The 19,364-nt window shown below is 67.3% G+C and carries 16 protein-coding genes; 5 read left to right on the top strand and 11 right to left on the bottom strand.

Features of this window, described 5'->3' with window-relative positions; genetic code table 11:
- Positions 1–118: 118 nt before the first annotated feature.
- Together ACNFIA_RS14195 and ACNFIA_RS14190 are read left to right on the top strand one after the other, a co-directional pair.
- Positions 119–1,006: a DMT family transporter gene (locus ACNFIA_RS14195; RefSeq protein ID WP_416785778.1), complete on the top strand. Its 888-nt coding sequence runs from the start codon at positions 119–121 to the stop codon at positions 1,004–1,006.
- Between the two features lie 441 nt (positions 1,007–1,447).
- Positions 1,448–3,478 (top strand): DEAD/DEAH box helicase, encoded by a 2,031-nt coding sequence (locus ACNFIA_RS14190; protein ID WP_416786120.1) that lies wholly within the window; start codon positions 1,448–1,450, stop codon positions 3,476–3,478.
- Positions 3,479–3,912: 434 nt separating this feature from the next.
- On the opposite strand, the gene ACNFIA_RS14185 is transcribed toward ACNFIA_RS14190, so the two are convergent.
- From ACNFIA_RS14185 to ACNFIA_RS14155, 7 genes are all read right to left on the bottom strand, one after another.
- Positions 3,913–4,698 carry a 3-hydroxybutyrate dehydrogenase gene (locus tag ACNFIA_RS14185; protein WP_416785775.1) on the bottom strand — a complete coding sequence of 262 codons (786 nt, stop codon included), beginning with the start codon at positions 4,696–4,698 and terminating at the stop codon, positions 3,913–3,915.
- 42 nt (positions 4,699–4,740) lie between these two features.
- A complete protein-coding gene (locus ACNFIA_RS14180) occupies positions 4,741–5,103 on the bottom strand; it encodes a YceK/YidQ family lipoprotein (protein WP_416785772.1) in 363 nt (120 codons plus the stop codon).
- Positions 5,104–5,133: 30 nt separating this feature from the next.
- Positions 5,134–5,493 carry a YceK/YidQ family lipoprotein gene (locus ACNFIA_RS14175; RefSeq protein ID WP_416785770.1) on the bottom strand — a complete coding sequence of 120 codons (360 nt, stop codon included), beginning with the start codon at positions 5,491–5,493 and terminating at the stop codon, positions 5,134–5,136.
- 31 nt (positions 5,494–5,524) lie between these two features.
- Positions 5,525–6,658 carry an ABC transporter permease gene (locus tag ACNFIA_RS14170; RefSeq protein WP_259757148.1) on the bottom strand — a complete coding sequence of 378 codons (1,134 nt, stop codon included), beginning with the start codon at positions 6,656–6,658 and terminating at the stop codon, positions 5,525–5,527.
- A 9-nt stretch (positions 6,659–6,667) separates the two neighbouring features.
- Positions 6,668–7,840, bottom strand: coding sequence for an ABC transporter permease (locus ACNFIA_RS14165; RefSeq protein WP_416785766.1), 1,173 nt, complete (start codon positions 7,838–7,840; stop codon positions 6,668–6,670).
- Positions 7,822–8,793: an HlyD family secretion protein gene (locus tag ACNFIA_RS14160; protein ID WP_416785764.1), complete on the bottom strand. Its 972-nt coding sequence runs from the start codon at positions 8,791–8,793 to the stop codon at positions 7,822–7,824. Before ACNFIA_RS14160 ends, ACNFIA_RS14165 begins: the two co-directional genes overlap by 19 nt.
- 85 nt (positions 8,794–8,878) lie before the next feature.
- Complete coding sequence (locus tag ACNFIA_RS14155) at positions 8,879–9,358, bottom strand: phosphate-starvation-inducible protein PsiE (protein ID WP_259757153.1); 480 nt, start codon at positions 9,356–9,358, stop codon at positions 8,879–8,881.
- Between the two features lie 181 nt (positions 9,359–9,539).
- On the opposite strand from ACNFIA_RS14155, the gene ACNFIA_RS14150 reads away from it, so the two are divergent.
- Both ACNFIA_RS14150 and ACNFIA_RS14145 read left to right on the top strand, forming a co-directional pair.
- The gene (locus ACNFIA_RS14150) at positions 9,540–9,821 is read left to right on the top strand and encodes a DUF3509 domain-containing protein (RefSeq protein ID WP_259757155.1); all 282 of its coding nucleotides are present in this window, start codon (positions 9,540–9,542) and stop codon (positions 9,819–9,821) included.
- Between the two features lie 269 nt (positions 9,822–10,090).
- Positions 10,091–10,357: a YebG family protein gene (locus ACNFIA_RS14145; RefSeq protein ID WP_416785760.1), complete on the top strand. Its 267-nt coding sequence runs from the start codon at positions 10,091–10,093 to the stop codon at positions 10,355–10,357.
- Positions 10,358–11,306: 949 nt separating this feature from the next.
- On the opposite strand, the gene ACNFIA_RS14140 is transcribed toward ACNFIA_RS14145, so the two are convergent.
- Entirely contained in the window at positions 11,307–12,341 is a 1,035-nt protein-coding gene (locus tag ACNFIA_RS14140; RefSeq protein WP_416785757.1) for a Glu/Leu/Phe/Val dehydrogenase dimerization domain-containing protein, read from the bottom strand.
- Between the two features lie 154 nt (positions 12,342–12,495).
- On the opposite strand from ACNFIA_RS14140, the gene ACNFIA_RS14135 reads away from it, so the two are divergent.
- On the top strand, positions 12,496–13,305 hold the full coding sequence (locus tag ACNFIA_RS14135) for a SirB1 family protein (RefSeq protein WP_416785754.1): 810 nt from the start codon (positions 12,496–12,498) through the stop codon (positions 13,303–13,305).
- A 10-nt stretch (positions 13,306–13,315) separates the two neighbouring features.
- Here the strand turns inward: ACNFIA_RS14135 and ACNFIA_RS14130 are convergent, their stop codons facing one another.
- The 3 genes from ACNFIA_RS14130 to ACNFIA_RS14120 form a co-directional block, all read right to left on the bottom strand.
- Complete coding sequence (locus ACNFIA_RS14130) at positions 13,316–15,859, bottom strand: LuxR C-terminal-related transcriptional regulator (RefSeq protein WP_416785751.1); 2,544 nt, start codon at positions 15,857–15,859, stop codon at positions 13,316–13,318.
- A gap of 194 nt (positions 15,860–16,053) precedes the next feature.
- A complete protein-coding gene (locus ACNFIA_RS14125; RefSeq protein ID WP_259757167.1) occupies positions 16,054–17,424 on the bottom strand; it encodes a DUF1329 domain-containing protein in 1,371 nt (456 codons plus the stop codon).
- A gap of 22 nt (positions 17,425–17,446) precedes the next feature.
- The gene (locus ACNFIA_RS14120; protein ID WP_416785748.1) at positions 17,447–19,240 is read right to left on the bottom strand and encodes a DUF1302 domain-containing protein; all 1,794 of its coding nucleotides are present in this window, start codon (positions 19,238–19,240) and stop codon (positions 17,447–17,449) included.
- Positions 19,241–19,364: the final 124 nt, after the last annotated feature.

Here is a 19,364-nt window from a genome sequence, read left to right as displayed (position 1 = left end):
GGATAAGGTGTACCGAGATAATTTACGGACAGTTTGCGCAAATTGTACCTTTCTGTCACTGGCCGGCCGGCGGCTTCGCGCGCACGCTGCAAGCTCGCTCCCCTGCCGGATTTCCCCCATGAACAACACCCACACCCTGACCACGAACAGCAACCTCGGCGGCTGGCTCAGCGGCTTCCTCGGCGTGCTCATCTTCAGCGGCTCGCTGCCGGCCACCCGGGTGGCGGTGGCCGACTTCGACCCGACCTTCCTCACCCTCGCCCGCGCCAGCATCGCCGGCCTGCTGGCAGCGGCGATCCTGGTCCTGCTGCGGCAGAGGCTGCCGGCGCGCCAGGACCTGGTCCCGCTGCTGGTGGTCGCCGGCGGCGTGGTGGTGGGCTTCCCGCTGCTCACCGCGCTGGCGCTGCAGCACGTCAACTCGGCCCACGCCATCGTCTTCGTCGGCCTGCTGCCGCTGGCCACTGCGCTGTTCGGCGTGCTGCGCGCCGGCGAGCAGCCGCGCCCGGCGTTCTGGATCTGCTCGGGGCTGGGCAGCGCGGTGGTGGCGGGCTTCGCCCTGTCGCAGAGCGGCGCGGGCAACGTCACCGGCGACCTGCTGATGCTGGCCGCCGTCGCCGTCTGCGGCCTGGGCTATGCCGAAGGCGGACGCATCGCCCGGCACCTGGGCAGCTGGCAGGTGATCTGCTGGGTGCTGGTGCTGTCCCTGCCGCTGATGCTGCCGCTGGCCTGGTACACCCAACCGGAAACCTTCAGCGGCGCCAGCTGGCCGGCCTGGATCAGCCTGGCCTACGTCTCGCTGTTCAGCATGCTGATCGGCTTCTTCTTCTGGTACCACGGCCTGGCCACGGGCGGCATCGCCGCGGTCGGCCAGTTGCAACTGCTGCAGCCGTTCTTCGGCCTGGCACTGGCCGGCCTGCTGCTGCACGAGCAGATCAGCCCGCTGATGGCCGGCGCCACCGTCGCCGTGGTGCTGTGCGTGGCGGGGGCGAAACGCTTCGCCCGCTGACCGCCGGCGTCCTTCACAGTCCCGCCCGGGGAAAATCGCGGTATCATCGGGCGTTTGCGTACTCGGCTGGACTGCCGGAAGGACACTCGGATGAAGCCACCCGCCGACTCTCCACTGCCTGCCGTGGAGCGCGACGAACTCGCGCCGCGGCCACGGCTGACCCTGGGCAGCCACGTGCACAGCGGCTTCGACCTGCGCAGCGGGCGCATGCAGAACATCTCCCGGCATCGCGCCGCGCTGGCCTTCCTGTACGGCGACATGCCGGTGTCGGGCAGCGTCACGCCGCGCTCGGGGCGCGAGATCCGGGTATTCCGCGATGACCAGATCGTCCGCGTCAGCCGCGCGCTGGAGCTGGAGCATGCCTGGCGCCTGGACCTGCGCGAGCTGGGCTTCAAGCCGGCGATGCGCCGCAGCGATGCCCTGGAAGACAGCGCCGGGGAGATGTTCGAGCTGCCCGACGACAGCGCCTGGCAGGAATTCATGCGCGAAGGCCTGCCGCGCCTGCGCGAGCAGGGCTGGGAAATCGACATCCGCCCCGAGTTCGTCTTCGACCTCACGCCGGTGGAGAACTGGTACGCCGAGATCGAGGAGACCGACGACCGCCAGTGGTTCGACCTGGAGCTGGGCATCGAGGTCGAGGGCCGGCGCATCAGCCTGCTGCCGGCCCTGATCGAACTGATCCGGCGTATGCCCGCGCTGCTCGACCCGGTCGCCCTCGCCCGCCATGCCGACGATGAGCAACTGGTGCTGCGCCTGGATGCCGGGCGCAACCCGATCCACACCTGGCAGACCGCCTCCGACCGCCCGCTGCGCGTGTCGCTGCCGTTCGGCAGGCTCAAGCCGCTGCTCGGCACGCTGTCGGAGTTCTACCTCGGCGAACAGCCCCCGGTGCGCCGCCTGCGCATGGGCGCGCCGGACGCCGCGCGCCTGACCGAACTGGAAGAGTTGCCGCTGACCTGGCAGGGCGGCGAGCAGCTGCGCGAGATCGCCCATCGCCTGCGCGACTACCGGGCCCAGCCGGCGCAGATTCCCGCTGGCCTCAACGCCGAGCTGCGCGCCTATCAGCACGAAGGCCTGAGCTGGATGCAAACCCTGCGTGAAGTCGGCGCCAGCGGCATCCTCGCCGACGACATGGGCCTGGGCAAGACGCTGCAATCGCTCGCCCACGTGCTGCTGGAAAAACAGGCCGGGCGCCTGAGCAGCCCGGCGCTGGTGATCATGCCCACCAGCCTGATCCCCAACTGGCTGGACGAGGCCGAGCGCTTCACCCCCGACCTGCGCGTGCTCGCCCTGCATGGCGCCGGACGGCGCAAGGCGTTCGCGAAGATCGCCGAGCACGACCTGATCCTCACCACCTACGCCCTGCTGCCGCGCGACGCCGAGAAGCTCGCCCAGCACGAGTACCACCTGCTGATCCTCGACGAGGCGCAGAACATCAAGAACGCCACCACCAAGGCTGCCCAGGCCGCACGCCACCTGCGTGCACGCCACCGGCTGTGCCTGACCGGCACGCCGCTGGAGAATCACCTGGGCGAGCTGTGGTCGCTGTTCCACTTCCTGCTGCCGGGCTGGCTGGGCGATGCGCGGCAGTTCGCCGTGGACTACCGCACGCCCATCGAGCGCCACGGCGACCAGGGCCGCCTGGCGCACCTCGCCGCGCGCATCCGCCCGTTCCTGCTGCGCCGCACCAAGGAGCAAGTGGCCTCGGAATTGCCGCCCAAGAGCGAGTTCATCCAGCACATCGAACTCAGCGAGGCGCAGCGCGACCTCTACGAAACCGTGCGCCTGGCGCTGGATCGCAAGGTGCGCGACGAGATCGCCCGCCGCGGCCTGGCGCGCAGCCGCATCATCATCCTCGAGGCGCTGCTCAAGCTGCGCCAGGTCTGCTGCGACATCCGCCTGGTGAACAAGGAAGCGCCGCCGCCTACCGGCAAGTCGGCACGCGCGGTCACCTCGGGCAAGCTGGTGTACCTGCTGGACATGCTCGAGGAACTGCTCGCCGAAGGCCGCCGCGTGTTGGTGTTCTCGCAGTTCACCTCGATGCTCGCGCTGATCGGCGAGGCCCTGGCCGAGCGCAACCTGGAGTATGCCCTGCTGACCGGCGACACCCGCGACCGCCGCGCGCCGGTGAAGGATTTCCAGGAAGGCCGCGTACCGCTGTTCCTGATCAGCCTGAAGGCCGGCGGCGTGGGCCTGAACCTGACCGCTGCCGACACCGTGATCCACTACGACCCGTGGTGGAACCCTGCCGCCGAGAACCAGGCCAGCGATCGCGCCTACCGGATCGGCCAGGACAAGCCGGTGTTCGTCTACAAGCTGATCGCCCGGGGCACGGTGGAAGAGAAGATCCAGCTGCTGCAACGCGACAAGGCCGCGCTGGCCGCCGGCATCCTCGAAGGCTCCGGCACCGACTGGCAATTGGACGACGCGGATATCGACGCCCTGTTCGCACCGCTGCCCAAGGCCGTCTGAATCGCCGCGCCCCTTGTGGGGCGAGCTTGCTCGCGAATCCGCCCGGCGATGGTATTTCCCTGGAGCGCACTCTGCGCTCGGTCGCGGGCATGGCCCGCTCCTACAGAACATCCGGCACGGCGCACGTCCGGGCACAGGCACCGCTGTTTGTAGGAGCGGACCTTGTCCGCGAAATCCCACCCGCCCATCCGCTCAATCCGGCGAACACTCCTGCAACCGTCCCCCTCGCCCGCTTACGCCAAAAGAACTTTCTGACATCACCAGTGGAAATCCACTACATCGCCCAGCACGCACCTGTAGGAACCTACACCTGCGCCGACACAACGAGCCGGACCCGGCAGAGGCAGACGCCCCGGGCAAACCAGGACTCCTGCCGGCGCCATGATTTCCCCTGCAGCCCTGGCCAGTCTTCCTCCTGCGCCGGGGCTTTTTTCTCAGCGCATCCCCCAGCCGTGGCTGACCAGCACCGACTGCCCGGTGAGCGCCGCCGAGGGGAAGCTGGCGAGAAACAGCACCGTTTGCGCCACGTCCTCCACCGTGGTGAATTCGCCGTCCACCGTGCCACCCAACATCACCTGCTTCACCACCGCCTCCTCGCTGATGCCCAGCTCCTTCGCCTGCTCGGGAATCTGCTTCTCCACCAGCGGCGTGCGCACGAAGCCGGGACACACCACGTGGGAGCGCACGCCGTGCGGGCCGCCTTCCTTCGCCAGGGTGCGCGCCAGCCCCAGCAGGCCGTGCTTGGCGGTGACATAGGCGGACTTGAGCGGCGACGCTTCGTGGGAGTGCACCGAGCCCATGTAGATCACCACGCCGCCGCGCCCCGCCGGGTACATATGGTGCAGCGCCGCGCGGGTGGTGAGGAAGGCGCCGTCGAGATGGATGGCGAGCATCTTCTTCCAGTCGGCGAAGGCGAAGTCCTGCAGCGGATTGACGATCTGGATGCCAGCGTTGGAGACCAGGATGTCGAGGCTGCCGAACGCCGCAACGACCTCATCGATACCACGATCCACGGCCTGCTCGTCGGTCACGTCCATGGCCACCGCCAGGGCCTTGCCGCCGGCGGCTTCGATCTCGACCGCCACGCGCCGGGCGGCGTCCTGCTGCAGGTCTGCGATGGCCACCGCCGCGCCGGCCTGCGCCAGGGTCAGGGCGATCTGCTTGCCGATGCCACTGGCCGCGCCGGTGACCACCGCGACCTTGCCGTTCAATGCATTCATCAGAGAGCTCCGGGGGAAGGTGGAACTCTCACTCTAGACGGATCAGTCGTGGGTCAGTTCGATACTGCCGTCGCGCTGCTGCCGGTAGATCGTATAAGGCAGCACCAGCGTATCCGTGGCGGCGGAAAGCAAGCCATCGAACAAGGGCCAGTAGAGTCCCTGGGGGGAGTCGGGAAGCGGGGGCGATAGCCCGGCGCTGCGCTGATACCTGCCACCCGGGTCGCCGTGCAAGGCGCAGAAGTTGTAGGCCACACCACTGTAGATGCGGGGGATCTCGGTGCAATAGGTCCTGCCCAGCTTCAGATCGCTCACACTCTCATGTGCATCGCTGTCCAGCGTCCGAACCGACCCGCATCCGGTCACTCCTGCCGTGACTAGCAGTACTGCCAACAGACGCCTCAGCATCGCTCATCTCCCTTGAAATCCAATATCCGTTCAATCACGCCGCAGCTCGATACTGCCGTCGCGTTGCTGCCGATAGAGGGTGTAGGGCAAGGCCAGGGTATCGACGACGCCCGACAACGCCATGTCCAGCACGGCCAGGACCGGCGGGCCGAAGACCTGGTTGGCCGGTGTGGCGGGCGGCGTCTGGTTGGCATCCTGCGGCGGCTCGCCGTAGAGCTGGCAGGCGTCCCACACGACCCCGCCATACACCCGCGGGATGGCGCCACAGTAGGTGCCCTTGAGGCGTAAGTCGCTCGCGTTCACCACCGCATCGCTACGCAGCGTGTGAAAGGACCCGCAACCGCCGAGCAACGCGGCGGCGAGCAGCAGCCAGGGGCGGATCATCGGCATGTCGAAACTCCTTCTTCATAGCCCAAGCGGCTTACCAACCCTTGAGCTGGTCCCAGCGCCAGTTGCGGTACTGGTAGATCAGTGTACCGAGCAAACCGTAGGCCGCCGCCATGGCGAAGAGGATGAGGATGCGGTCAGCCACGGCTGAAAGCGGCAGGTTCATCTGGTTCATTTCCACCACCGCGCGGATCGCCCAGGTGGACGGGATCGCGTCCGCCAGCAATTGCACCCAGTGCGGCATGGCCTGGGGCGGCCAGGTGAAGCCGGCCATGTAGAACAGCGGCAGGGTGATGAAGGTCATGGTCAGGTAGACCGCTTCCTCGGAGGGCAGCAGCTCGGCGATGAACTCGCTCATGGCGATCACCGCCAGCAGGAACGGCAGCACCAGGCCCATCAGCATGAAGAACGAGGCGGTCTGCCGGTACCCCATCATCCACGGCCAGATGACGTAGAAGAGCATCGCCAGCACCGTCCAGATCAACAGCTGCGCGGCGTAGCGACCGAAGCGCGTGGAGGTGGGTTGGCGCAGCGAGCGGGGGGTGCCGCCGCGCAGGTTGAGGTTCACCCGCGTGCAGGAAAGCAGCAGGCTGTGCTGCAGGATCAGCGTTACCAGGCCGGGCAGGACGATGGCGGCGAAGCTGGTGCCGGGGTTGAACAGATCGGTGAGCTGGCCGACGGCCGGTTGCAGCAGGACGTCCGCCTGCACCTCGGAGAAGCCGCCGCGCATGAGCTTCTCGCGGTTGTAGCGCAGCGACAGCTCGCTGTAGGTGGCGCTGATGTCCTGCTGGATCTGCCCGTTGGCCATGCGGTTGGTGGCGTCGCCGAAGATCGGCACGGTCACCGCCTCGCCGCGCAGCACGCGCTTCTCGAAGTCCAGCGGAATCACCACGATGGCGAACAGCTTGCGCCAGGCCAGGTCATGCTGGGCCTCGGGCAACTGGTCGTAGCCCAGGGTGGCGATCTTCGGTGTGGCGTCCAGCAGGCGCACCAGCTCGCGGGACACGCCGCTGTGGTCCATGTCGATCACCGCCACCGGCAGGTCGTCCATGGTGCGGTGGGCGTAGGGCAAGGTGGTCAGCGACACGGACAGCACCATCAGCAGCCACAGCGGCTTGCCGAGCATGCCGCTCAGGGATTCGCGAAAGACCTTGTAGAAGTTCTCCATGGCGGCTCCTTACGCCGGGCTCAGGTCAAGGCGCCGGCGCAGGCGCATCTTGCCGATCATGTAGGCGATCAGCGGGTAGAGCAGCAGTTTGCAGCAGGCGTACAGGCCGGATTCGGCCGGGGCCTTGCGCAGGAACTGGTCGAACAGGCCGTGCAGCGTGTGGGTCAGCGGCTCGGCCAGGGAGATGAAGCGGGCGATCGGCGGCATCGCCAGTTCCGGCAGCAGCACCCCCGAGTAGGTCTGCGCCACGCCGATCAGCAGGCCGATCAGCGAATAGGCGCTGAAGCGGTTGGCGGTGAAGATGAACAGCATCAGCCCGACGCTCTGCGCCGCGGCCACATAGCAGACGGTGATCGCCAGCATCCACCACGGGTTGCCGTTGATCCGCGCACCGTTGAGCTCGACCAGCAGGAACAACTCCACCATCAGCAAGGCGCTGAACAGCAGCGTATAGGGCGCCAGCTTGCCCAGCAGGCGCGCGCCGAGCGCCTGGGCGCGCAGGATGTGCGGCGAGGAGGCGCGCAGCTCCGGCGCCTCGCGCGCCAGCACGTGCACCGTGGCGACGATGACGAACAATTGCAGCAAATGGACGATGGCGGCGAACTGCTGGAAGTAGATGTAGTTGCCGCTGGCGTTGAACAGGCTTTCGTAGGACACGCTGATGCTGGCGAGCGCCGGCATGGGGCGGTCCATGCCGGCGGCCAGGTGCGGGCGCAGGTCGGCATTGACCGAACTCATCAGGCCGCTGAAGTCCTGGGTCGAGTAGAAGCCGGCGGAATAGAACAGCGAGTTGTAGTACAGCTCGGCGACCGGCTGGCGTCCGGACAGCGCGTCCGCCTCGAAGTCGCGGGGGATGTAGAGCAGCGCGTAGTCGTCGGCCATGCGCAGGCGGCGCAGGCCCTCCTGCAGGCCGCCGCCCAGCACCTCGACCTTGGCGTGGGAGCCGGCGTCCAGCTCGCGCACGATACGCCGCGACAGGCTGCTGTGATCCGCGTCGACCACCGCCACCGGCATGTCCAGCAAGGTGCCCGCCTGGTACACGCCGCTGATCACCACGAACAGCAGCAACGGCCAGAGCCAGCCGAGCCAGTGGATGGTCCAGCTGCGCAGGGCTACCCGCGTTTCGCTGCCGAAGGCCTGGGCGAAACGCAGCAGGTTGCGCCTTACTGCTTCCACTGCCACAGCGCGCTCATGCCAGGGCGCAGGCCTGGTACCGGCTGGTCCGGATACAGGCGCACCTCGAAGGTCTTCAAGTCGAAATCGCCGGTGGCGCGGGTCGCACGCTTGGTGGCGAAATCACCGAGCGGTGCGATGTAGCTGACCTTGGCCTTCACCTCGACGCCCTTGAGCGCGGGCACCTGGATGGCCACTTCATCGCCCTTCTTCACCTCGGCGAGGATGTCCTCCCGCAGGTTGAACACGAAGTAGGCGTCGGACAGCCGCACCAGCGTCAGCAAGGGACTGTAGGCGTTGACCAGCTCGCCCTGCTCCGCCGGGATCGGCCCGACCTCGCCATCCACCGGCGCCACCACGTTGAGGTCGTCGGTCTGCGCCTGCAGTTCGAGGATCTGCGCATCGGCCCGGCGCACCGCCGCCTCCAGGGCGCGGCGACGCTCCTCGCGGTCGCCCTGGGTGCCTTCGTCGAGATTGGCCTGGGCTTCGGCGACACGGTTGCGCGCCACGTCGCGGCCCCGGCGGGAGAGGTCCAGTTGGGCCTGCGAGACGAAGCCGCGGCCGGCCAGCTCCTCGTTGCGCTGGTACTCCAGCTCGGCGTTGCGCAGTTCGGCCTGGGCCTGGGACAGGCTGGCCTGCAGGGCGCGCAGGGTTTCCTCGCGGGTACCGTGCAGGGATTCGTCGAGGTTGGCCTGCACCTGGTTGCGCGCGGCGCGCAGGGAATCCAGCTGGGCTTGCAGTTCCGGGCTGCTGAGGGAAATCAGCAGCTGCCCCTGCTTCACATCGTCGCCACGCCGCACGTGCAGCAGTTCGACCCGGCCCTTGGCCTTGGACGCGACGATGACGTTGGTGGCGTCCGCTTCACCCTGGAGCAGCAGCGGCTGGGTGTGCAGGCGCAGGTAGAGCGTGATGGCGATGATCACCAGGATCAGCAGGGGGGCAAACAGTTTCCATCCCTTCATGGAGCGCTCTTTTCAGCTGGCGGATGCACCGATGGTAGTGCATCCGCCGCCGGAGCGGCGGTCGCGGATCAATGAGGATGGGCGATCAGCGCTCGTCATCGCTGATCAGCTCGCGCTCGCCGCTGCGTTGCGGCGAACTCGGCGAGGGGAAGCGCGAGGAGGCATAGCGCACCACCAGGATCGCCAGTGCCAGCAGCAACAGCGCCACCGAGACCAGGATGATGCCGTCGTCGGGCACGTGGTTGTGCTGGATGTCGGCGATCATCAGGCGGGTCAGCGCGGTCATCGCCACGTAGATCAGGAAGCGCACCGGCATGTGGTTGGTCTTGAAGTAGATGCCGACCATCGCTCCCAGCTCCAGGTAGATGAACAGCAGCAGGATGTCGTCGATGCTCGCGTGGCCCTTGCCGACCATCTCGCCGAACGCCACCGCCGCCGACCAGAACACCGTGCCGCCGATGGCGAACAGGGCCAGATAGTGGAAGCCCTCCACCAGCAGGTTGCCCAGGGATTCGGCACAGCCGTGCATCCGCTCGCTCAGGCGCTCGGCCCAGTTCTGTTTCATTCGTCGGTTCTCCCCATCACAAATCAGCATCACAAGGCTTGGTTGGCGTGAAGCCTGCAAGTGCTACGCCATTGATCTTGCGCAGTCATCCCACAGACAGGCTGCGACAAGATGACTGCAACTTTTTCCGCGGCCCCCGAGTCCATCCAGAGGCACGCCACAGAACAGGCAGGAACGAGTGATGGAAAGCCCCTTTCAAAAACTGACCGACGCCTTCCAGGAACAGTACCGCGTCAACTTCAGCCTTGAACGGCCTGACGGCAGTATCGTCCTTACCCTCTCCACCGACGCCGGCGTGGCCGCGCGCCGCCTGATCCGCAACACCCAACTGCAGGATCCGGAGCAGCTGCAGCGCTTCATCCAGAGCATCCGCTTCGGCATCGCCATCGAGCAAGGCGGCACCGCGCCGCAGCTGCTCGCTGCCATGACCCGGGGCGAAAGCGGCCTGCCGATCGCGTCCTGACGCCGCAGGCCGCAAGTTTTCCTTCCTTCAGAGCCATCTGACTGACGATTCCTTGCGCCAGTCACGCGACCCTGCCGCGCGCGCCAACAGGGCGCGCGCACTGCTTTGGCCCGCCGCCCATAGTGGCGATCTACAGGCACCGCCTTCTCCAGCGTCTACGCTGCTGGCAACGAACCGCACAGCAGCAGTAGCATTGCGCGATCACTTTACTGTATAAATAACCAGTAATTTCAAACTCCCCCTATCAAGAGAAGGCACAGAGGTGATGAATGGCCGTCGAAGTGGTGTACCGCAGCAGCCGCGATCCGGAGCGCCTGTTCATGGATAAGGCAGAAGCCGACCGGCACGACAAGATGCTGGAGCTGGCGGAAACGCTGGCCGACGTGCTGCAGAAGGCGGTGCCTTCGCTCAAGGAGGACCAGGTCGAGGAGATCGGCATCTTCATGGCCAGGAACCGCGATGCCTTCGCGCGGGCCTTCAAGAACCAGCCCGATGCGTTGAGTGAGCTTTTCAGCGAGGCGGCGGCTGAGGAATAGTTCTGCAGCGAGCCCGTGGCCACCGCGTATTCCTCTGCTTTTCCATTGGATCCGCGCACTCCGAACGCCGGCCCTGCCGGCGGATCGCGGGCATGGCCCGCTCCTACAAGGAAGTACCGAGGCCGGGCGGTTCGCGAGCAAGCTCGCTCCTACGAAGAGCCACTCCGTGCCGCCCTCTGGCTCTTGAAGATTTCCAGCGGAATATCCGCACGCGCCGAATGCCCCGTTCAGGAGGCCGAGTGGAATCGGAGTTTCGGGGGTTGAGCGACATGGATGTCGCGAGAGCTGCGATGGGCCAGGGATGGCCCTTCGCAGCGTGCCCCTGAAACTTCGGTGGAGCGAGGGAATTTTTCGCCTAAGCGAAAAACCGGATGTCCGGGGTAAGACCTTTGCCTTCTTTGGGGCGTTTGCCAAAGAAGGTCGCCCGAGGGGGCGAAACACAGAGCCCGCGCGTACACCGAAGCGGCGCAAAAGCTCCCAGGCCAACGCAACAGAGTATCACAAAACGTCGGCCCTGCCGACGGGCCGCGGGCATGGCCCGCTCCTACAAGGGAATGCGGTGCTGGGCGGTTCGCGAGCAAGCACGCTCCTACACGGGGAGCCGACGTGTCCCTCGTAGGAGCGGACCTTGTCCGCGAAATCCATCGCGGCGGAATGGGAGATAACCAGGTGGCACCGACCTGCACTGCCCATCTGCAGGAACGCGCCATGCGCGTGATCGCGGGCATGGCCCGCTCCTACAAGGAAGTACCGGCGCTGGGCGGTTCGCGAGCAAGCTCGCTCCTACACGGGGAGCCGACGTGTCCCTCGTAGGAGCGGACCTTGTCCGCGAAATCCATCGCGGCGGAATGGGCGATCACCAGGTGACACCAACCTGCACTGCCCATCTGCAGGAACGCGCCCTGCGCGTGATCGCGGGCATGGCCCGCTCCTACACGGTGCGACAGCCTCAATGTCCCGAATATTCCCCGTAGAGAATCCGCTCGGCCAACTTGTCGGCGACGCGTGCCGGCGACAGGTGATCGGCCTGGGCGTGGGCATAGACCTCGGTCAGCCGCTCGGCGATGCGCGAGAGGTGGGCGGTGATGGTCGGCAATGGCTCGCCCTGGTGTTGCAGGGCGACGTAGATCAGCCCGCCGGAGTTGATCACATAATCCGGCGCATAGAGGATGCCCCTGGCTTCCAGTTCATCGGCCACGTCCGCATGGGCGAGCTGGTTGTTGGCGGCGCCCGCCACGGCCGCGCAGCGCAGGTGGCCCACCACCTGCGAAGTCAGCACCCCGCCCAGCCCGCACGGCGCGAGGATGTCGCACGGGGTAGTGAGCAGCGCCTCGTTGGGCACCGGGCGGGCGCCCAGTTGTTCCACGGCCAGTTGCACCTTGCCGGCATCGATATCGCTGACCAGCAACTCCGCCCCGGCGGCCGACAGGTGCTCGGCCAGCGCATAGCCCACATGACCCAGGCCCTGGATCGCCACGCGCAGGCCGTCGAGGTCGTCGCTGCCCAGGCGCGCCTGGGCGCTGGCACGAATGCCGGCGAATATGCCCAGCGCGGTGTGGGGCGACGGATCGCCGCCCGCGCTGGTGCTGGTGACATGCCGAGTGAACTGGGCGATGCAGTCCATGTCGGCGCTGGACGTGCCGCTGTCCACCGCGGTGATGTAGGCGCCGCCCAGCGAGTCGATCATGCGACCGAAGGCTTCGAACAGCTCGCCCCGGTTGTTGACATGGGGCGCACGCAGGATCACCGCCTTGCCGCCGCCCTGGCGCAGGCCGGCCAGCGCGGCCTTGTAGCTCATGCCCTGGGCCAGGCGCGCGGCGTCGCGCAGGGCGGCGTCGTGGCTGGGATACGGCAGATAGCGGCAGCCCCCCAGTGCCGGCCCGAGCCGGGAATTGTGGATGGCGATGATGGCCTTGAGTCCCGTGGCCGGGTCCTGGGCGAGATGCAGCGACTCGAGCCGGGTGGCTTCCATCATGTCGAACATGGCGGCGCTCCCTTGCTGGGATGGGTCGTCGGTCGGCGAACCGACCCCCACAGTATAGGCAGCGCCTGTCATGCCATGTTCACAGGCGACGACCGCGTCACTGGACGCGGAGCCAGCGCAGCGGTTACAACCGCAGGGTCAGCCGGAGAACACCATGGACCCGCGTCAAGCCTGCCTTGCCTGTCTTGCCCAGGACCCGCCCGCCCTGTTCGAGGCGGCCCTGTGGATCGCCGCCGAGCACGAACCGCAGCTGCCGCCGGAACAGGCGCAGCGGCTGTTCGACTCGCTGGCGCACCAGGTGGCGGTCGCCCTGCCCTCGGGCACAGGCGACGCCGAACGCGCCCAGGTCCTGCTGCGCCGCATGAGCGAGTTGGGTTTTGCCGAAGATGACCAGTACCCCTTGCGTCCGCGCGCCGCGCTCCTGCCGCAGGTGCTGCAGTGGCGCCACGGGCAACCGCTGTCGCTGGCGCTGATCGCCCTGGAGCTGGCACGGCGCAACGACATCACCCTGGTCGGGGTGAACTTCCCGGGTCGTTTCCTGCTGCGTGTGCCCAGCGCCAACCACCTGCTCGACCCCGCCACCGGTCGCCGCCTGTACACCCGCGATTGCCGCGACCTGCTGGCGCGCAGCCTGGGGCCCAACGCCGAGCTGACGGCGGCGCACCTCGCCACGGCCAGCGCCGCCGACATGCTCCAGCGCCTGTCACGCAACCTGCGGGAGCTGCACCTGGCCGCCGGGGAACCGCTGGCGGCGCTCAAGGATGCCCAGCGTGTCCTGGAGCTGGGGCCGCCCAGCGCCAGCGATCACCTGGCCCGCGCCGAGCTGTACCACACCCTGGATTGCCCGCAGGCCGAACGCTACGACCTGGAGCGCGCCTTGCTGCTCAGTAACGATGCCGCCGAGCAGCTGCGCCTGGCCCAGCGCCTGGGCAACATCAGCGTGCTGTCCAAGGCGCTGCACTGAGGCTTGCGCGTCAGACCTTCAGCAGGCCCAGTTCCTTCGCCCGGGCCACGGCCTGGGTGCGCCGCTCCACGCCGAGCTTGCCGTTGATCCGGCGCGCGTGGGTCTTCACCGTGTGCAGGGAGATGTAGAGCCGCTCGCCGATCTCCAGGTTCGAGCAGCCGCGGGCGATCAATTCCAGCACCGACAGTTCGCGCAGGCTCAGCAGGTTATGCGGAGCCATCTCGCCCGCGCTGGGGCGCAGGCCGAACAGGCCGGGCTGGCGGCGCTGGGTGTCGCGCAGGGTGGACAGCAGTCCGAAGCGCTGGGCGAGCGTGACGCCTTCGTCCAGCGCACTGCGCGCTTCGTCCAGGCTGCCGCCGATGAAGTGGGCCTCGGCCAGCGCCAGCCAGACGTCGCAGGCCAGGGTGTTGCGGCCCTGGCGCAGCAGGTCCGGGAGCATCGCCAGGAGGCGTTGCAGGGCCGCCTCCACGTCGCCGTCGTAGAGCTCGGCCAGTGCCAGGTGGTGTTCGACCCGCAGGATCTGATCCGGCGCCGCCGCCGGCGGGCTGAGGCGGTCGGTGCGGTAGCGCGAGGCCACGCGCTGGAGGATTTCCCGCGCCGGCGCCGCGCGCTGCTGCCGCAGGTGCAGCGCCGCGCTGGCGAGCAGCAGCGGGCCCCGGTAGATCGGCTCCGGCACGTGCTGCAGTTGCATCAGCCGTTCGACTTCCAGCAGGCGGCTGAAGGCGCCGTCGGTGTCGCCGTCCAGGGCGTCCAGCCAGGCCAGGCCGGTGAAGCCGTAGATCAGGCTCGGGTCATGGCTGCGGCGGGTTTCGTTGAGCCCGGCGATGAACAGTTCGCGCGCCTCGTCGTCACGGCCCTGGCGCAGGCACAGCCAGCCACGCCGCAGGGCGACGCGGCCGGCCATGGCGTTGCAGGTGATGCGCATCTCGTCGAGGTAGTCCTGCACCCGCGCCAGCAGCGCGTCGGCGCGTTGCAGTTCGCCGCGCTGCTCCAGCCACTGGGCGCGGTCCAGTTCCAGCAATGCCTCGAAGGTGGTGCTGCCTTGCAGGCGCGCGCGACGCAGGGCTTCGCGGTTGATCAGCCGCGCCTCGGCGAGTCGCCCGTCGGCCTGGGCCTGCTGGGTCAGGGCGGACAGGCAGATCAGGGTCTGTGCCCAGGCATCCTCGGGCAGGTGCGCCAGCGCCTCGCGCAGCTGCTCGCGCGAACCGAGCAGGCCGCGGGCATGGGTGAGCATGCCGTTGAGTCCCTGCCACTGGGCGATCAGCGCGCGCTGGCGGTGCTCGCCGGGCATCGGCAGGAAGCGGTCGAAGCCGGCCAGCAAGGCCTCCACATCGTCCAGGCGACCGACGAAGAGCAAGGTCCAGGCGTTGAGGATGAGCAGCCGCGGCGTGCTGCACAGCAATTCTTCGGGCAGTGCTTCGCGCAGTTGCAGCACGCGCTCGACGTTGCGGCCGTGCAGCAGCTGCTCCTCGGTCAGGCGTTGCAGCAGGCTGGCGGACACGTCCGGCTGCTCGGCGTAGAGGGAATGCTCGAACGCCGAGTGGATTTCCCCGCATTGGGTGAACCACTGGCAGGCACGCCGGTGCAGCGTCGCCGCCGGCCAGCGCGACAGGCTGGCCAGCGCCGCCGCGAGCATGGGCGCGACCTGGAACCAGTGCTGGGTGTTGTCCACCGGTTCGATCAGCACGCCCCAGGCCTGCAGGCCATCCAGCCCCAGGCCCGGTTCGTCGAACAGGTAGTCGCAGAGTTCGCGATTGAAACGGGCGATCTGCGCGAGGCCGCAGAGGGTCTCCGCCAGCTCCGCCGGCAGGCTGGCGAGCACTTCGCGCTGGAGGTAGTCCTGCAGCAGGCCGTTGCCGCTCCCGGCAATCTGCGTGGCGCAGGGCGCGACGGATTCGCTGCCCAGGCTGAGCAGGCGCAGACGCACGCCGGCGAACCAGCCATGGGTGGCCTCCTGCAACGTCTCGCGCTGGGCCTGGGGCCATTCCAGGCCGGCGGTCTGCAGGTAGGCGTTCATTTCGCACTGGGTCAGCGCGAGGCTGCCGGCCCCCAGCTCCAGCAGCTCGCCTTCGAGCAGCAGGCGGGTGAGATTGCAGGCCGGGCGACGGCGGCTGGCGAGCCACCAGCCGATCTGCGGCGAGGCCACGGCGAGCAGGCGGTCAAAGCAATCGTCAAGGGCGGGATCGGGGGCGCGGGGGTAGTCGTCGAGCATCAACCAGACCGACTCGCTGGCACTTTCCAGCCAGGCTGCCAGGGCGGCTTCGCCGGCCCAGGGCACGCCCAGTGCTTCGCCCAGCCGCTCGCAGAATTGCTCGGGTGCCAGCGACCGGCCGCCCAGGCCGAGCCACACCACCCGGGTGCCGGCCGGCGCCAGGCGCGCGCACTCGCTCATCAGCACCGTCTTGCCACAACCGGGCGGTGCCACCAGCAGGCGCAGGCGGCATTCGGTGGCGCTCAGGCTGGCATGCAGCCGTTCGCGGGGCAGATGCTGGCGTGGCAGGCGAGGCAGCGCCGCACCGTGCTGGGCAAGACTGTGCAGGGCGATTGTCGACATGGGCGTCTTCCGGCCATTTGCAGGCCAGACTATGCCGCTGGGCGGAGCGGGCAAAGGACCATCAGCCAGATTCATGGACGGGTATAGCGCAGGCGGCGCTCTGACCCGCGATAGAGGCTGCCCGGCCCTGCCGGCGGCAGAAAAAAGAAACCCGGCATCCACGCGGGATGCCGGGGCCAAGGAGCGGGTGTTACTTAACGAACGCCGGTGTTACGCAGCGCAGCCGGGGTGAAGTCGGCCATGCTGGCCTTCTGGCCGAACTGGTAGCCGCGCTTCTCCTCGTTGTTCAGGCCGAAGGTCACGTAGCGGCCGGCGAGGATGTCGTACAGCGATTCGGCGGCGTAGCCGGTGGCCAGTTCGCTGTAGAAGGTCATCGAATGGCCTTCGCCGACGCGCCACAGCTGGCCGCGACCGTCGTACAGCTCGGACACCGCGATCTGCCAGCTGTCCTCGTCGAGGTAGAAGTGGCGCTGGCCATAGATGTTGCGCTCGCCGGACTTCAGGGTGCCCACCACTTCCCACACACGGTGCAGTTCGTAACGGGTCAGGTCCTGGTTGATGTGGCCCGGCTTGACGATGTCGTCGTACTTGAGCTGCGGCGAGTTCAGGCGATAGCTGTTGTACGGGATGTACATCTCGCGCTTGCCCACCAGTTTCCAGTCGTAACGGTCCGGCGCGCCGGAGAACATGTCGTAGTTGTCCGAGGTGCGCATGCCGTCCGAGGCGGTGCCCGGACCGTCATAGGCGACCTGCGGGGCACGGCGAACGCGGCGCTGGCCGGCGTTGTAGATCCACGCCAGGCGCGGCTCCTTCACCTGGTCCAGGGTTTCGTGGACCAGCAGGACGTTGCCGGCCAGGCGCGCCGGCGCAGTTACCTGCTGCTTGAAGTAGGTGAGGATGTTGCTGGTCTTGCTGGCATCCTGGTCAGCCATGCTTTGCGGCACCGCGATCGATTCCTCGAAGCGGATCGGCGTGTAGCTGCCGTTGGTCTGCGGGACGACCTGCACCACCGTGCGCGAGATGTTGCCGCCGTGGTAGCGGGTCAGGTGGTTCCACAGCGCCTGCACGCCGTTCTTGGGCAGCGGGAAGGCGTAGTAGCGGCTCTTCTCGAAGTTCTCCAGGCCATTGCCGTCGTTGATCGGCTGGACGAACTCGGCGCTGCGCTTGATGGCGGCGTAGATGTCGTCGGGCAGCGCGAAGGTACGGTGGGTCTTGTACACCGGGATCTTGTAGCTGTCCGGGTAGCGCTTGAACATCGCCAGTTGGCCGGCGGACAGCTTGTCCTTGTACTGGTCGGCGTTCTGCGCGGTGATGGTGAACAGCGGCTTCTCGTCGGCGAACGGGTCGGAGAGGAAGCCCTTGGCGTCCAGCTTGCCGGCGGTGCGCGAGATGCCACCGGTCCACGCCGGGATGCTGCCGTCGGCGTTGCCTTCCTTCTGCGAGCCCATGGGCGTCAGGCTGGTGCCCAGCTTGGCCACTTCGTCGGCGGACACCGCCGCCATCACGCCGCAGGACAGCAGGCTCAGGGCCAGCGCGCCGCATTGGAGGATTCTTGTCGTTCTCATGTCGATTCCTTGAGCAGGCAGGTCAGAAGTTCACACCGAAGCTGAGCGAGACGAAGTCGCGGTCGACGATGGTGTTGTAATCGCCGCCGAAGAAGTTCGTGTAGTTCAGGCTCGCGGTGTAGGTGTTCTGGTAGTCCGCATCGATGCCGACGCTGGCGGCCTTGCTGCCTTCGTTGAAGACCGGGCCGTAGCCGTGCACGTCATGGGACCAGGCGAGGTTCGGCTTGAGGTTCACCCCGGCGAAGACGTTGTTGTAGTCCCAGATGGCGCGGGCGCGGTAACCCCAGGAGGACGAGGTGTAGAACCCGCCGCTGCCGTATTCGTTACGGGCGGTGGCGTTCTCCGGCACGCCGTACACCGAGTCGCGGCCGTAGCGCTCGCCGACTTCGTTGGTCATCCCGCCGACGTAGGTCACGCCGACTTCGCCCACCAGGGTGAGGCGGTCAGCGCCCATGGTCTGGTCGAAGAAGTGGGTGAAGGTGGTCTGCGCCTGGGTCACTTCCTTGCGGATGTAGCCGTGGTTGACGGCGTTGGCCTGGGCCAGCGCACCGCCCACGCCGCCGCTGGCGAACCCGCCAGCCACGGTGGTGGCCAGCAGCGGGGTCAGGTCGGTGGTGTTGAGCTGCAGCGGCATGTTCGGCCGGTAGCTGATCTCGCCGTTCCACGCGGTGCCGGTGGGCAGGGTGGTGGAGAAGCTCAGGCCGTACAGGCGGATGTCCTCGGGGTATTCGAGGAAGTAGCTGCCGCGCCCCAGCAGGATCGGCTGGGCCAGCGCCGACACGCGCAGGGCATTGATGATGTCGGCTCGCCCGGCGTTCTGCATGCTCACGATGGGCGTGCGGCTGTGGTAGTTCATGGCGTAGGCGCCGTACTCCACATCGTCGCCCAGCCAGCGCAGGGCCAGGCCCCACTGGCCGGAGTCGCGCGCATCGCGGTCGGCGCCGCGCGGCACCATCAGGCCTTCCTGGTTGACGGTCACGCCCATGGAATTGAGCAGCGAGTGGATCCCCGGCGAGTTCAGCGTATTGAGGGTGGCCGGATCGAGGATGTTGTAGTTGGTCTTGCAACCGTCGGCAGCGACGTCGGTGGTGGAGAAGAAGGTGCCGCAGTTGTCGAGCACCGTCTGGTCCCATTCCAGCTGGTAGAAGCCTTCCACGGACAGCGCGTCGGTCACGCTCTGCGACAAGTAGACCATGTTCACCGGGATCAGGCCTTCCTTGATTTCCGAACCGGGACGGCGGAAGGCGGAGACGTCGATGGGGTTGATGGTGTTGATGCTGTTGCCGATGAAGGTGCTTTCACCCCAGCTCACCACCTGCTTGCCTACACGGACGGTGCCCGGCAGCTCGGCGATGGAATAGTTGTAGTACCCGAAGGCATCCAGCAGCTGGGCGCCGGAAGACTTGGCGCCTTCCTTGCGGCCGTCGTCGGAAATTTGCTTCCAGTCGGTGCTCTCGTCCTTCAGGCGGAAGTCGTACCAGTACTTGCCGCGGGTGAACACGCCGAAGTCCCCGTACTTCAGCTCCAGGTCGTGGATTCCCTTGAAGATCTTGGAGAAGGTGTCCCCCTTGCGGAAGTTCAGCCGGCCATCGTCGTTGGTCTGGGTCATGCCGTGGCCGCCGTTGGCGGCGCCGATCAGATCCTGCTTCGGACTCTGGGCACTCCAGCTGGCCCCCACGGACAGGCTGGAATCGAACTGTCCTTCGATCTCCCCGATGTTGAAGTTGATTGCCTGAGCCTGGGTGGCGCATCCCAGGGCGACAGCAGTGGCGAGAAGTTGCGGTTGGAAGAATCCGCGCCTTGTTTTTGTTGTCATGCGGCTCTCCTGACGGTGTCTAGGTGGCCTTACCCTACTGAGCGACCCGACGGGGAGTAAGCGCTCCAAGGTGGTATTTGGCGTGTCGCCCGAAAGAGTGAATCCCCCCTCTGCCACGGGCTCT

Origin of the sequence: Pseudomonas sp. NY15437 (assembly GCF_048068435.1) — a bacterium.
Taxonomy (GTDB): domain Bacteria; phylum Pseudomonadota; class Gammaproteobacteria; order Pseudomonadales; family Pseudomonadaceae; genus Pseudomonas; species Pseudomonas nitroreducens_B.
This window is presented reverse-complemented; position numbering and strand designations above follow the sequence as displayed.